Source organism: Acidovorax soli (genome assembly GCF_014207955.1).
In the GTDB taxonomy this organism is placed as follows: Bacteria; Pseudomonadota; Gammaproteobacteria; order Burkholderiales; family Burkholderiaceae_C; genus Acidovorax; species Acidovorax soli_A.
Genome location: NZ_JACHLK010000006.1, coordinates 103,998 through 117,025 on the forward strand (window position 1 = coordinate 103,998; position 13,028 = coordinate 117,025).

The 13,028-nt window shown below is 69.9% G+C and carries 11 protein-coding genes; 10 read left to right on the forward strand and 1 reads right to left on the reverse strand.

The window, feature by feature from the left end:
• Positions 1–6 precede the first annotated feature (6 nt).
• Positions 7–903 carry a triacylglycerol lipase gene (locus HNP48_RS16240; RefSeq protein ID WP_184858804.1) on the reverse strand — a complete coding sequence of 299 codons (897 nt, stop codon included), beginning with the start codon at positions 901–903 and terminating at the stop codon, positions 7–9.
• A gap of 103 nt (positions 904–1,006) precedes the next feature.
• On the opposite strand from HNP48_RS16240, the gene HNP48_RS16245 reads away from it, so the two are divergent.
• From HNP48_RS16245 to HNP48_RS16290, 10 genes are all read left to right on the forward strand, one after another.
• Complete coding sequence (locus HNP48_RS16245; protein WP_184858806.1) at positions 1,007–1,747, forward strand: FFLEELY motif protein; 741 nt, start codon at positions 1,007–1,009, stop codon at positions 1,745–1,747.
• 66 nt (positions 1,748–1,813) lie between these two features.
• Complete coding sequence (locus HNP48_RS16250; RefSeq protein WP_184858808.1) at positions 1,814–3,502, forward strand: AMP-binding protein; 1,689 nt, start codon at positions 1,814–1,816, stop codon at positions 3,500–3,502.
• Between the two features lie 84 nt (positions 3,503–3,586).
• Positions 3,587–4,210: a response regulator transcription factor gene (locus HNP48_RS16255; RefSeq protein WP_184858810.1), complete on the forward strand. Its 624-nt coding sequence runs from the start codon at positions 3,587–3,589 to the stop codon at positions 4,208–4,210.
• Positions 4,211–4,222: 12 nt separating this feature from the next.
• On the forward strand, positions 4,223–5,998 hold the full coding sequence (locus HNP48_RS16260) for a hybrid sensor histidine kinase/response regulator (protein WP_184858813.1): 1,776 nt from the start codon (positions 4,223–4,225) through the stop codon (positions 5,996–5,998).
• Positions 5,999–6,139: 141 nt separating this feature from the next.
• Positions 6,140–6,826: a DUF2878 family protein gene (locus HNP48_RS16265; RefSeq protein ID WP_184858815.1), complete on the forward strand. Its 687-nt coding sequence runs from the start codon at positions 6,140–6,142 to the stop codon at positions 6,824–6,826.
• A complete protein-coding gene (locus HNP48_RS16270; RefSeq protein WP_184858817.1) occupies positions 6,819–7,589 on the forward strand; it encodes an N-acyl amino acid synthase FeeM domain-containing protein in 771 nt (256 codons plus the stop codon). The genes HNP48_RS16265 and HNP48_RS16270 overlap by 8 nt, the downstream gene beginning before the upstream one ends.
• Positions 7,586–9,208 (forward strand): FAD-binding oxidoreductase, encoded by a 1,623-nt coding sequence (locus HNP48_RS16275; RefSeq protein ID WP_184858819.1) that lies wholly within the window; start codon positions 7,586–7,588, stop codon positions 9,206–9,208. Before HNP48_RS16270 ends, HNP48_RS16275 begins: the two co-directional genes overlap by 4 nt.
• A 263-nt stretch (positions 9,209–9,471) precedes the next feature.
• The gene (locus HNP48_RS16280; protein WP_184858821.1) at positions 9,472–10,425 is read left to right on the forward strand and encodes a sugar ABC transporter substrate-binding protein; all 954 of its coding nucleotides are present in this window, start codon (positions 9,472–9,474) and stop codon (positions 10,423–10,425) included.
• An 18-nt stretch (positions 10,426–10,443) separates the two neighbouring features.
• Positions 10,444–12,042 carry a sugar ABC transporter ATP-binding protein gene (locus tag HNP48_RS16285; protein ID WP_184858823.1) on the forward strand — a complete coding sequence of 533 codons (1,599 nt, stop codon included), beginning with the start codon at positions 10,444–10,446 and terminating at the stop codon, positions 12,040–12,042.
• Positions 12,039–13,028, forward strand: coding sequence for an ABC transporter permease (locus HNP48_RS16290; protein WP_184858825.1), 990 nt, complete (start codon positions 12,039–12,041; stop codon positions 13,026–13,028). The genes HNP48_RS16285 and HNP48_RS16290 overlap by 4 nt, the downstream gene beginning before the upstream one ends.

Here is a 13,028-nt window from a genome sequence, read left to right on the forward strand (position 1 = left end):
CGGCCCTCAGTCCCTGCCGATCTCGGCCAGGCAGGCCGCCATGACCTCAGGCTGCAGCGCCATTTCCACGTGCGCCGGACCATCGAGAAAGCGGTTGTCCGCACCCGCCAGCATGGCGGTGCTGGCCGGGAAGACGATGTTGTCGCAATTGGAGTACCAGCACACGAAGCGCTGCGCGCGCCCCTGCGGCTCCGCATTGAGCAGGGTCTTCACCCAGTCCCCCGCCAGGCTCATCTGGCGCCCATTGACGGCACGGCTGAAGCGCCCGAGCCAGGTGCCGCCGTGCGGCGTACCCAAGGTCAGGATGCGGTGCACGCGCGCATCGGCCGCATGCGCGCGCAACCAGGCCCGTGCCGCCAGCCCCCCCATGCTGTGGCACAGCAGCACCGGTGCCATGCCGGTGGCAGCCGTCACGCGCAGCACGGCGTCCTCGATGATCGCGGCATAGTCGTCGATGGAGCCCATCACCGGCTCCAGGTTCACCGCCACGTGGGCATGGCCTTGCGCGCGCAGCGGCCCATGCCAGGGCAGCCACAACCCCCGGTTGCACATGAAACCATGCACCAGCACCACGCCGCGGCGGCCCGTGGCCTGCGCCGGCAGCCAATCCGCCACCGCCTTGTGGCGAAACGGCTGGCGCCAGCAGAACACCACCAGGGCCACCCAGACCTCGGCCCACCAGGCGCGCACCACCTGCCCGGTGCGCGCCCGGCGCGCGCCATCGCGCCGGTTCAGGTGGTGCATGAGCACGAACTCGACCGCCATCACCAGCCAGAACAGGGCCAGCGGCACCAGCGCCCCGAGCAGCGCGCGCACCGGGGACTGCGGCCATTGCCAGGCCAGCCAGGCGGCTTCGGCCAGCGCCAGGATCAGGAGAAGGATTTTTTGCCAGCGCGCAATCATGGTTTGCAGTGGAGTTGTTTCCGGTCAACGGAGGCTGTTCAAGGCCATTTTGAACAGGGTCTAATGGCATGCCCGCATTGTGCGGGCTCAGGAGAGGGGACCTATGGACGCGGCCCAGACCATCCGCGACAGCATTGCCGATGTCACGGCACTGCGCCAGCAGCGCACGGGCGATGCCGTGCTGGGCACCGCCGTGGCCACCGTCAAGACCCTGCAGGCCAGGCGCTTTTCCGGCACCTATGCCGACCTGATGGCCTCGCCCTCGTTCGGCCCGGCCGCCCGCTTCTTCCTCGAAGAACTCTACAGCGACCGCGACTACACGGCGCGCGACCAGCAGTTCGCACGCATCGCGGGCACGCTGCAGACCATGTTTCCGCGCCCCGTGGTGGACACTGCCGTGGCACTGGCCGTGCTGCACGCCCAGACCGAGGTGCTGGACCAGGACATGGGCCGTGCCTGGCCGCAGGCCGATGCCAGTGCCAGCGACGCTGTGCGCTACGTGGCTGCCTGGCGTGCCGTGGGCGACCGCAGCGGGCGCCAGCAGCAGCTGGCGCGCGTGCTGGCCATGGGCCGCGATCTGGCGCGCCTGACCCGGGCGCCCGGCCTGCGCACCATGTTGCGCATGATGCGCGGGCCCGCCACGGCGGCGGGCATGGGTGCCCTGCAGCAGTTCCTCGAAGCCGGCTTCGACACCTTTGGCCAGCTCGCGCGCCAGCGCGGTGCGGTCGAGCAGTTCCTGGCCACCATCGAGCAGCGCGAACAGGCCTTGATGAACCAGCTGTTCGATGGCGATGCTGTCACCTCGGGGACCGAACTGGCCCGCACCCTAGGACAAGCCCGGTAGCCGGCCTCCCGCCTGCACTTCCACAATCTGTGCCCATCTATCTACTGGTGAGCACAAGGAAAGCGCATGGAAAAGATCTGGCTCAAGAGCTACCCACCGGGCGTCCCGCATGACGTGAAGCCCGAGCAATACCGCTCTGTGGCCCATATGCTGGAGGAATCGTTCCGCAAGAACGCATCGAACCCCTTCTCGGTCTGCATGGACCAGTGGATGTCGTATGGCGAGCTCGACCGCCTGTCTGGCGCGCTGGGCGCCTACCTGCAAGGCCTGGGGCTCGAACCCGGGGCACGCGTGGCCATCATGCTGCCCAATGTGCCGCAGTTCGGCGTGACCATGGCTGCCGTGCTGCGCGCCGGCTACACCTGCGTGAACGTGAACCCGCTGTACACGGCGCGCGAGCTGCAGCACCAGCTCAAGGATTCGGGCGCCACGGCCATCGTGATCCTGGAGAACTTTGCCCACACCCTGGCCGAGGTGATCGACAACACGGCCGTGCAGCATGTGGTCATGGCCTCCATGGGCGACCTGCTGGGCTTCTGGTTCGGCCACTGGATCACGTTTGCCGTGCGCCACCTGGCCAAGATGGTGCCGGCCTACGAGCTGCCGCTGACCAACGGCCGCAAGGTCGTGCCCTTCAAGAAGGCACTGGCCCTGGGCGAGCGCCGCAGCCTGGCGCCCAGCCAGGCCACGCTCGACTCCATCGCCTTCCTGCAGTACACGGGCGGCACCACCGGCCTGTCCAAGGGCGCCGTGCTCACGCACCGCTGCATCGTGGCCGCCACGCTGCAGGCCGAGGCCTGGTTCACCCCTGCGCTGTCCAAGGTGGGCGACCTCAGCAAGGCCAACAGCGTCGCAGCCCTGCCGCTGTACCACATCTTCGCGCTCACGCTGTGCCTGCTGGCCATCCGCCAGGGCTCCAGCCTCACCTTGATCCCGAACCCGCGCGACATCCCCAAGTTCGTGGCCGAGCTCAAGAAGCGCCCCTTCCACATGCTGCCCGCCGTGAACACCTTGTTCAATGCGCTGCTGCAGAACCCGCAGTTCCGCGCGCTCGACTTCTCGCACCTGTGCGTGTCGCAGGCCGGCGGCATGGCCGCCTCCGAGGGCACGGCCAAGCAGTGGCAGAAGGTCACGGGCAACACCATGATCGAAGGCTGGGGCATGAGCGAGACCTGCGCCATCGGCACCAACAACCCGGTGACCAACACCGAGTTCAGCGGCACCATCGGCCTGCCGCTGCCGGGCATCGACATCGCCATCAAGGACGATGCGGGCAACAGCCTGGCCCAGGGCGAATCGGGCGAGATCTGCATCCGCGGCCCCAACGTCATGACCGGCTACTACAACCAGCCCGAGGAGAACGCCAAGGCGTTCACGGCCGACGGCTTCATGCGCACCGGTGACATCGGCATCATGGACGAACGCGGCTACACGCGCATCATCGACCGCAAGAAGGACATGATCCTGGTCAGCGGCTTCAACGTCTTCCCCAACGAGCTCGAGCAGGTCGTCTCGCTGTGCCCGGGCGTGGTCGAATGCGCGGCCATCGGCATCCCCGACGAGAAACAGGGCGAGGCGATCAAGATCTTCGTGATCAAGAGCGACCCGGCGCTGAGCGAGGAAGACGTGGCCCGCTTCTGCCAGGAGAACCTCACCGGCTACAAGCGCCCCAAGTACATCGAGTTCCGCGACGAGCTGCCCAAGAGCAACGTGGGCAAGATCCTGCGGCGCGAGCTGCGCACGCCCACCGCTTAGCCCCCGGGGGCCTCGGCCGGGGCACGGGGGCGGAAGTGCTACATTGCGCTCGCCCCGCGCCATTGCCGCCGCCGACAAAGCACCGTGAAGTTTCTGCTCCTGGAAGACCACCCCCTGTTCCGCCAGGCCCTCAAGGGCATCATGGCGCGGCTGGACCCGGCCGCCACGGTGCTCGAATGCGCCTCCTACGATGAGGCCCGCCCCCTGCTCGGCGACGACCTGGACCTGGTGCTGCTCGACCTGCGCCTGTCCGGGCTGGACGGGATGAAGGTCCTGGCCACGCTGCGCAGCCAGCACCCGGCCCTGCCCGTGGTGGTGGTCTCGGCCTCGGAAGACCGGCACGAAGCCCTGGAGGTGCTGCGCCTGGGCGCCCTCGGTTTCATTCCCAAGGCCTCGTCCGCCGAGGTGATGGAGCATGCCCTGCGCCTGGTGCTGGCGGGCGATGCCTACCTGCCCTCGCACCTGCTGCAGGACGGCGATGCGCCTGCCGCGCCCTCCCGGGACGGCCCCCTCGGCCTGACGGAGCGGCAGCAGCAGGTGATGCAGCTGATGGCGCAGGGCCAGTCGAACAAGCAGATCGGGCGCGCGCTGAACCTCACGGAGAACACCGTCAAGGTGCATGTGACGGCCATCCTGCGCGAGCTCAACGTCAGCTCGCGGGCCCAGGCCATCGTGGCGCTGTTCCAGCGCGGCACCGGCCCGTCCTGACCGTCCCGCCCCATGCGCGACGCCGCCTGGACTGCCCGCATGCGCACCGAGCAGGTGCGGCTGATCTACCGGAACTACCCCTTCACGCTGAGCGCGAACTTCGGCCTGTGCCTGCTCGTGGTGGCCGCGCTGTGGAACGCAGTGCCCGCCGGAATCCTGCTGGCATGGTGCGGGCTCAGCGGCGCCCTGACGGCCAAGGGGGCCTGGGACTACCTGCGCTACCGGCGCGCCCTGTCCGGGCCCGTGCCGACGGACGTCGATGCGGCGCAGCAGCGCTTCGCCACGATCGCCTGGGGCACCGGCCTGGTGTGGGGCGCGGCCGGGCTCGCACCGGCCCTGCTCCCATCGTCCCACGTGCACCAGGTCCTGTTCCCGGCCATCACCGGCATGGCCTTCGGTGGCGCTGCCTTCCTTTCCACGGACCGGCGGCTGTTCTACGGCTACATCGTGCCCATGCTGGGCCTCACCCTGCTGGGCGTGGCGGGCATGGAATCCGGCGCCAGGGTGCTGTTCATCAGCCTGACCCTGGCCCTGGCCTTCGCCACGCTGGCCTTTGCGCACAACGTGCACGCGATGATCCAGCGCTCGCTGACGCTGCGCTTCGAGAACATGGACCTGATCGACGCACTGAAACTGCAGAAGGAGCAGGCCGACTACGCCAACCTGTCCAAGTCGCGCTTTCTCGCGGCGGCCAGCCACGACCTGCGCCAACCCATGCATGCGCTCGGTCTGCTCTTCGAATCGCTGCGCCCGCGCATCGACGCCGACCCGCCCTCGCAGCACCTGCTGCACAGCATCACGGCCACCATCCACACGCTAGAGGACCAGTTCAACGCCCTGCTGGACATCTCCAAGCTCGATGCCGGGGTGATCGCGTGCGACGTGCAGGCCATCCCCCTGTGGCGCACCCTGGCACGGATCGAGGCCGAGTTCGCCCCCGTGGCCGAGCGCAAGGGCCTGCGCTTTGCCCTGCATGGCCCGGCGCCGGGCACGGCCGTCCGCAGCGATGCAGCGCTGCTGGACCGCATGCTGCGCAACCTGGTGAGCAACGCCATCCAACACACCCCGCACGGCACGGTGCTGGTGGCCTGCCGCCTGCGGGCCGGCACGGTACGCATCGAGGTGCGCGACAGCGGGCCCGGCATCGCCCCCGAGCTGCACCGGGAGATCTTCCAGGAGTTCTACCAGGTGCAGAACACCGAGCGGGACCGCAGCCACGGCGTCGGCCTGGGCCTGGCGATCGTGGACCGCCTGAGCCGCATGCTGGACCATCCGGTGTCGCTGCGCTCGGCCCCGGGCTGCGGCTCCACCTTCACGATCACGGTCCCCGTCTGCGATGCCAGCAGCGCCGCCGCGCCCGCGGGGCCGCCAGCGGCCACCCCGGCCACCGGCGGGCTGCAGTCGCTGCGGGGGCGCTCGATCGCGGCGATCGACGACGACCCCATCGTGCTGGAGGGCATGCGCCAGCTGTTCGAACACTGGGGCTGCACCTGGACCGCTGCGGCCAGCGCGGACGAACTGCTGCAGCGGCTGCGCTCGGGCGCCCCCCTGCCCGAGATCGTGATCAGCGACTACCGCCTGCGCGGCGGCGAGAACGGTGCGCAGGCCATCGCCAAGGTGGTGGCCTTTTGCGGCCGCCCCGTCCCCGGCATTCTGGTGACGGGCGACACCGCGCCAGAGCGCTTGCGCGAGGCCACGGACAGCGGCCATGCCGTGCTGCACAAGCCGGTGCGTCCCGGCAAGCTGCGCGCGCTGCTGCTGCACCTGCTCGACCGCTCTACGACCTAAGTCTTAGCCGCTCAGTGCAATGGCCCCCCGGGCCGTTTTGCCCTGAAATCGCGGCATGACCGCCCCATCCTGCACGGCCCCCCGCAGCCATTCCCACGGACCCGGCGCGGACCCGGACACCGCCCCATTTCGCTGCACGCCATGGACACCGGTGTGAGGCGAGCCCCCCAGCGCGGCGTGGTCGCTGCCAGCCTCGCCCTGACCCTGCTGCAGATCGCCTTGGTCGAATCCTCCTGGCTGCTGGCCCTCGTGCTGCCCTTGCAATGGGTGCTGGTGCTGCGCCCGATCGAGCGCAGGGAATGGGTTCTGTTCGCCCTGGTCGGCCCCTTCTTCGTGGCCCAGAACTACATGGCGCTGCGCGCAGGCGCATTTGTCTTTCGGCAGCATGACTTCCTGCTCATGCCCTGGCACGAGCCCCTGCTGTGGATGGGCTGGTACCTGCACCTCGTGCGCTTCGTGAACGAGCCCGGCCGCAGTGTCCCGCTCGGGCCGGGCGCCTGGTTCGGGCTCCTGCTCACGGTGCTGGCGTTCTCCTTGTTCGGCAGCGACGCGCAAGCCCAGACCCTCGCCACCTCGGTCTCCTGCGCGGCCCTGCTCGCGCTGTTCCACACCCGTGCCGACCTGGCCTATGCCCTGTGCGCGGTCGCGCTCGGTGCACTGGTCGAGGGTGTGGGCGTGGGCGCCGGCCTGTGGCACTACCCCGGCTCGGGGCCGCTACCGATTCCGTTCTGGTCGCTCTCCATGTGGGTGTCGGTCGGCCTGCTGGGCCGCCGCTTCGCCGTTCCCCTGGCCGAAAGGCTGGCCTCTGCAGGAGCACGCCATGCATGAGCGTAGCAGTGCCCCGGCGATACGGCGCCTGGTGCAGTCCCTCACAGGGCGCCAGGCCAGAGAGGCGCCGTCGAGCACCTTGTTCATGCACCCCGAACTGGTGACGGCCGCCCCGGGCCAGGGGTTCAAGATCCGGGTCGCCCGGCGCTCGTCGGTGTTGCAGGACGCCCTGGGCCTGCTGAACCGGCGCTACCGCCAGCGGGGCTACGGCTCCCAGAGCCTGACCCTGTCGCCCGAGCGCATGACCATCGTGGCCTATGAAGACCGGCAGGTGATCGGCACGCTCACCGTCCAGCTCGACACCCGCCAGGGCATGCTGTCCGACGCGTGTTTCAAGGAACCGCTCGACGCATTCCGCGCCCGCGGCGCCCTTTTGTGCGAGTTCACCAAGCTGGCAACCGCCCCCCATGCGCCAATGCCTGCCACACTGGCGTCCATGTTCCATGTGGCGTTCATCTTCGCGCACCAGGTCAACCAGGCCACGCATGCCGTGGTCGAGGTCAATCCGCGGCATGTGGCCTTCTACACACGGGTACTGGGCTTTGCCGCCCAGGGCGCGGCGGCGGACAACCCGCGCGTGAAGGCACCGGGCGTGCTGCTGGTGGCCGACTTCACGCAGATCGGGCGCCAGCTGCAGGCGCGCGGCAACCAGGGGGCCGGGGAGCCGCCGCCGTTTTACTCGCACAGCTTCTCCAACGCCGAGGAGCAAGGCATTCGCAACCGCATCCGGGCCGCACTGGCGCGGCAGGGGACGGCTCCATGAACGCCGTGCCGCACCCGGAACAGGCCCTGAACCGGGCGCTGGCGGAGTGGCGCACCCTGCTCGGCGCCGACGGCGTGCTGGCCGCACAGGCAGCGGCCGAGCGCTATGGTGCGGGCGGTGCGCGCACCATACCGGCGGCCCTGCGCCCGACTGCCGCGGCCAGCGTGGCGCCGATCGTGCGCATCGCCGCGCAGCACCGCATCCGCCTGCACCCCGTCAGCACCGGGCGCAACTGGGGCTACGGCGGCGCCTGTCCCCCATCGGACCATTGTGTGGTGCTCGACCTGTCACGGCTCAACCGCATCATCGCGGTGGACGCCGAACTCGGCACCGTGACCCTGGAACCCGGCGTCACCCAGGGGCAGTTGCGTGCGCACCTGGACCAGTTGGGCCTGCCCTTCATGGTGCCGACCACCGGTGCCGGCACCAGCACCAGCCTGGTGGGCAATGCGCTGGAGCGGGGCTACGGCATCACGCCGCATGCCGACCATTTCGACGCCGTCATCGCCCTCGAAGCCGTGCTGCCCGACGGCAGCCTCTACCGGCCCCGGCTCGCCACCCTGGGCGGCGAACGCATGGTGCCGGGCTACAAATGGGGCATCGGCCCCTACCTGGACGGGCTGTTCTCGCAGTCGAACTTCGGCGTCGTCACGCAGATGACGATCGCGCTGGCCCGGCGCCCGCCGCATGTGGAGGCCTTCTATATCTTCCTGGACCGGCCGGACCAGCTGGCGCCGGCCATCGTGGCGCTGCGCGGGCTGCTGCGCTCCGTGGGCGGGGTCATGGGCGGCGTCAACATCCTCAACGGCTACCGCCTGGCGTCGATGGCCTGCCCCTACCCCGCAGGCCCCCTGGCACGCGGCGAGCCCCTGCAGGCCCAGGAGCTCTCCGCGCTGCTGCAGGCCCACCGCCTGGGCGCCTACCTGGTCGTGGGCAGCGTCTACAGCGAGGCACCGGTGGCCCGCGCGGCGATCGCGGCGATCCGGCGCGGCTTTGCCCATTGCAGCGGCCGCAGCGTCAGCCTGACCCGCCGCAAGGCCGTCTTGCTGCAGCGCCTGGCGCTGCGTTTCCCGCGCCTGGGCGCACGCCTGGGCCTGGGCCAGGACCAGGCCACGCGCATGCTCAGCGCCCTGAACCTGATGGAAGGCATTCCCGACGATCTGGCGCTGCGCCTGCCCTACTGGAAAACGGGCGCCCCCCTGCCCGACGACCTGCCACGCGACCTCCTGAACGGAGAACGCGGCCTGATCTGGTACGCCCCGCTGGTGCCCATGGTGCCGGACACCGTGCTCGCCTTCGAGGCCATGGTCCACCGGGTGTGCCTGGCGCACGGATTCGAGCCCCTGATCACGCTCACCAGCCTGTCCGAGCGCTGCTTCGACAGCTCCGTGCCCCTGCTCTTCGATGGCCGCTCGCCCGCCGAGACGGAACGCGCCTGGCGCTGCTTCGACGCGCTGTTCGACGAAGGCCGCCAACTGGGCATCGTGCCCTACCGCGTGGGCTCGCAGGCCTTCCACAAGCTCGAGGGCGGGGACGATCCCGCCCTGGCACTGGCCCGCCGCCTCCGGCAGTCGCTGGACCCCGACGGCATCCTTTCTCCGGGCCGATACAACCTCTGACGGCCCCGCCCCACCGGCGGACGCAAGACCGCGGGCGCTGCGCCCAACCCACCTCTGCGGCCGGTGAACGGCGACCCTGGCGCACGGTGAAGATGGCCCCATGCACGGGTTTTCACCGATTAGCAAACGTTTGCGCAAACGTTTGCTTTTAGTATGATCGCCGGGCGACCACGCACTGGCCAGGCATGCGCCGGGGCTTCCTCGCGCAATCCCGCGCCGCTTTTCGGTGCCATGCCTCGCCCACCATTCCAACAGGAGACACCATGCAGTTCACCCGCCGTTCCGTTCAGACCGCCGCCGCAGTTGCCGTGCTCGGCGCCATGTTTGCCAGCCCTGTGTGGGCGCAGGACAAGCCCAAGATCGCCCTGGTCATGAAGTCGCTGGCCAACGAGTTCTTCCGCACCATGGAAGACGGCGCCAAGGCGCACCAGAAGGCCCACGCCAGCGAGTACACGCTGCTGGCCAACGGCATCAAGAACGAGACCGACACGGCGGCCCAGATCAAGATGATCGAGCAGGCCGTGGCCCAGAAGGTCAGCGCCATCGTGCTGGCCCCGGCCGACTCCAAGGCCCTGGTGCCCGCCGTCAAGGCCGCCGTGGACAAGGGCATCATCGTGGTCAACATCGACAACCGCCTGGACGGCGATGCCCTGAAGGAAAAGGGCCTCACCGTGCCCTTCGTCGGCCCCGACAACCGCGCCGGCGCCAAGCTGGTGGGCGATCACCTGGCCAAGTCGCTCAAGTCGGGCGACAAGGTGGGCATCATCGAAGGCGTGTCGACCACCTTCAATGCACAGCAGCGCACCCTGGGCTACAAGGACGCCATGCAGGCCGCCGGCATCAACGTGGTGGGCGTGCAGTCGGGCCAATGGGAGATCGAGAAGGGCAACACCGTGGCCGCCGGCATGCTGCGCGAGCACCCCGACCTCACGGCCCTCCTGGCGGGCAACGACAGCATGGCGCTGGGCGTGGTGGCCGCCGTCAAGGCCGCAGGCAAGACCGGCAAGGTGCAGGTGGTGGGCTATGACAACATCGGCGCCATCAAGCCCATGCTGGCCGATGGCCGCGTGCTTGCCACCGCCGACCAGTACGCCGCCAAGCAGGCCGTGTTCGGCATCGAGCTGGCGCAAAAGGCCATCGCCGCCAAGACGCCCCAGGCCCAGTTGCCCGCCGAGGTGAAGACCGAGGTGGTGCTGGTCACCAAGGGCAGCAAGTAAGCTTTCTCCGCCGTCCCCATGAGCCAGTCCCCCTCGTCGCCCCCTGCCGCCCCGCTGCTGTCGATCGCCGCGGTGGGCAAGGACTACACCGCCACCGTGCTCGATGGCGTGACGCTGTCGCTCAACGCCGGCGAGGTGCTGGCCCTCACGGGGGAGAACGGGGCGGGCAAGAGCACGCTGTCCAAGATCGTCTGCGGGTTGGAGCAGGCCACGCGCGGCGGCATGCGCCTGGCCGGCGCAACCTATGCCCCGGCCTCGCGCCGCGAGGCCGAGCGCCTGGGCGTGCGCATGGTGATGCAGGAACTGGGCCTGGTGCCCACGCTCACCGTGGCCGAGAACCTGCTCATGGGCCGCCTGCCGCACCGCGCAGGCTGGGTGCGCCAGGGCGCGCTGCATGCGGCCGCCCGCACGCAGTTGGCCAAGATCGGCCTGGAGCACATCGACCCGGCCACGCCCGTGGCGCGCCTGGGCATCGGCCAGCAGCAGATGGTGGAGATCGCGCGCAACCTGCAGGACGACACGCGCATCCTGGTGCTCGATGAGCCCACGGCCATGCTCACCCCGCGCGAGACCAACTACCTGTTCGAGCAGATCGCACGCCTCACAGCGCGCGGCGTGGCCATCATCTATGTGTCGCACCGGCTGGAGGAGCTGCGCCGCATCGCCGACCGCGTGGCCGTGCTGCGCGACGGCCGCCTGGTCGACGCGCGCCCCATGGCCGGCCTGAGCGAGGACGACCTGGTGCAGCGCATGGTGGGCCGCTCGGTCAACGACCTGGAGCACCGCCCGCGCCGCACGGCCGGCCCGGTGGTCCTCAGCGCCCAGGGCATAGGCCGTGGCACGGCCGTGCAGGACGTGAGCCTGGAGCTGCGCGCGGGCGAGGTGTTCGGCATCGCGGGCCTGGTGGGCTCGGGTCGCACCGAACTCGTGCGCCTGCTGTTCGGGGCCGATCGCGCCGATCGGGGCAACGTGACGCTGCACCCTGAGGATTCCGCCGCAGGCACCGCACCGCGCGTGCTGCCGCGCGGCTTTGCCTCGCCGCTCCAAGCGATTGCCGCTGGCGTGGGCCTGGTCACCGAAGACCGCAAGTCCCAGGGCCTGCTGCTGGCCCAGTCCATTCGCGTCAACGCCACGCTGTCGGACCTGTCCGCGATCTCGCGCGCAGGCTGGCTGCAACGCGCCAAGGAAAACCGCCTGGTGCAGGGCTTCGTCCAGACGCTGGGCATCCGCTGCCGCAGCCCGGAGCAGCCGGTGGGCACGCTCTCGGGCGGCAACCAGCAGAAGGTGGTGTTCGCACGCTGGCTGCACCGCGAAGGCCGGGTGCTGCTGCTCGACGAACCCACGCGCGGCGTGGATGTGGGCGCGCGCGCCGAACTCTATGGCGAACTCGACCGCATGGCCGCCAACGGGCGCGCCCTGCTCATGGTCTCGTCCGACCTGCGCGAACTGATGGCCATGGCCGACCGCATCGGCGTGATGAGCGCCGGCCGCCTGGTGGCCGTGTTCGAGCGCGGCCAGTGGTCCGAGCAATCGCTGCTGGCCGCCGCATTCTCCGAGCCGGGCGGGCGCGACGCCCCCGCCCACTCCCCTTCCCCTTCTTCTCCCGCCACCGCATGAACGCCCCCGCATCCCCTGCTTCCGCAGCGCCCCGCCCCACGCCTGCCTGGCGCAGCCAGCTCGGCACCTACCTCGGCCTGCTGGCCGTACTGGCGGGCATGGTGGCACTGTTCTCCACGCTGTCCGAGTATTTCTGGAGCGCCGAGACCTTCATCACCATCGCCAACGAGATCCCGGCGCTGGCCGTGATGGCGGTGGGCATGACCTTCGTGCTCATCATCGCGGGCATCGACCTGTCGGTGGGCTCGGTGATGGCGCTGTCCGCCGCCACTTCGGCCGCGGCCATCGTGCAGTGGAAATGGAGCGTGCCCGCCGCCGCGCTGCTGGCCTTGGCGACGGGGCTGATCTGCGGCACGGTCACGGGCGCCGTCTCGGTGGCCTGGCGCCTGCCGACCTTCATCGTCTCGCTGGGCATGCTCGAAGCCGTGCGCGGTGGTGCCTATGTGGTCACGGACTCGCGCACGCAGTATGTGGGTGACGCCATCTCGTGGCTGGCCGCCCCCCTGCTCGGCGGCATCTCGGTGGCCTTTCTGATCGCGCTGCTGCTCGTGGTGGCGGCGCAGCTGGTGCTCACGCGCACGGTCTTCGGCCGCAGCGTGGTGGGCATCGGCACCAACGAGGAGGCCATGCGCCTGGCGGGCGTGGACCCGCGGCCCGTGCGCATCATCGTGTTCGCCATGACCGGCCTGCTCGCAGGCCTGGCCGGGCTGATGCAGTCGGCCCGGCTGGAGGCGGCCGACCCCAATGCCGGCACCGGCATGGAGCTGCAGGTGATCGCCGCCGTGGTGATCGGCGGCACCAGCCTGATGGGCGGACGGGGCTCGGTGGTGAACACGGCCTTCGGCGTGCTCATCATCGCGGTGCTGGAGGCGGGCCTGGCCCAGGTGGGCGCAAGCGAGCCGAGCAAGCGCATCATCACGGGGGTGGTGATCGTCGCCGCCGTCATCGTGGACACCCTGCGCCAGCGGCGCGCCGCCGCGGCATGA

What these genes read in the sequence shown, in the direction of transcription:
- HNP48_RS16240 (WP_184858804.1), bottom strand. Translation starts at nt 903, where the DNA reads ATGATTGCGCGCTGGCAAAAAATCCTTCTCCTGATCCTGGCGCTGGCC.
- HNP48_RS16250 (WP_184858808.1), top strand. Translation starts at nt 1,814, where the DNA reads ATGGAAAAGATCTGGCTCAAGAGCTACCCACCGGGCGTCCCGCATGAC.
- HNP48_RS16285 (WP_184858823.1), top strand. Translation starts at nt 10,444, where the DNA reads ATGAGCCAGTCCCCCTCGTCGCCCCCTGCCGCCCCGCTGCTGTCGATC.
- HNP48_RS16280 (WP_184858821.1), top strand. Translation starts at nt 9,472, where the DNA reads ATGCAGTTCACCCGCCGTTCCGTTCAGACCGCCGCCGCAGTTGCCGTG.
- HNP48_RS16275 (WP_184858819.1), top strand. Translation starts at nt 7,586, where the DNA reads ATGAACGCCGTGCCGCACCCGGAACAGGCCCTGAACCGGGCGCTGGCG.
- HNP48_RS16290 (WP_184858825.1), top strand. Translation starts at nt 12,039, where the DNA reads ATGAACGCCCCCGCATCCCCTGCTTCCGCAGCGCCCCGCCCCACGCCT.
- HNP48_RS16260 (WP_184858813.1), top strand. Translation starts at nt 4,223, where the DNA reads ATGCGCGACGCCGCCTGGACTGCCCGCATGCGCACCGAGCAGGTGCGG.
- HNP48_RS16265 (WP_184858815.1), top strand. Translation starts at nt 6,140, where the DNA reads ATGGACACCGGTGTGAGGCGAGCCCCCCAGCGCGGCGTGGTCGCTGCC.
- HNP48_RS16245 (WP_184858806.1), top strand. Translation starts at nt 1,007, where the DNA reads ATGGACGCGGCCCAGACCATCCGCGACAGCATTGCCGATGTCACGGCA.
- HNP48_RS16270 (WP_184858817.1), top strand. Translation starts at nt 6,819, where the DNA reads ATGCATGAGCGTAGCAGTGCCCCGGCGATACGGCGCCTGGTGCAGTCC.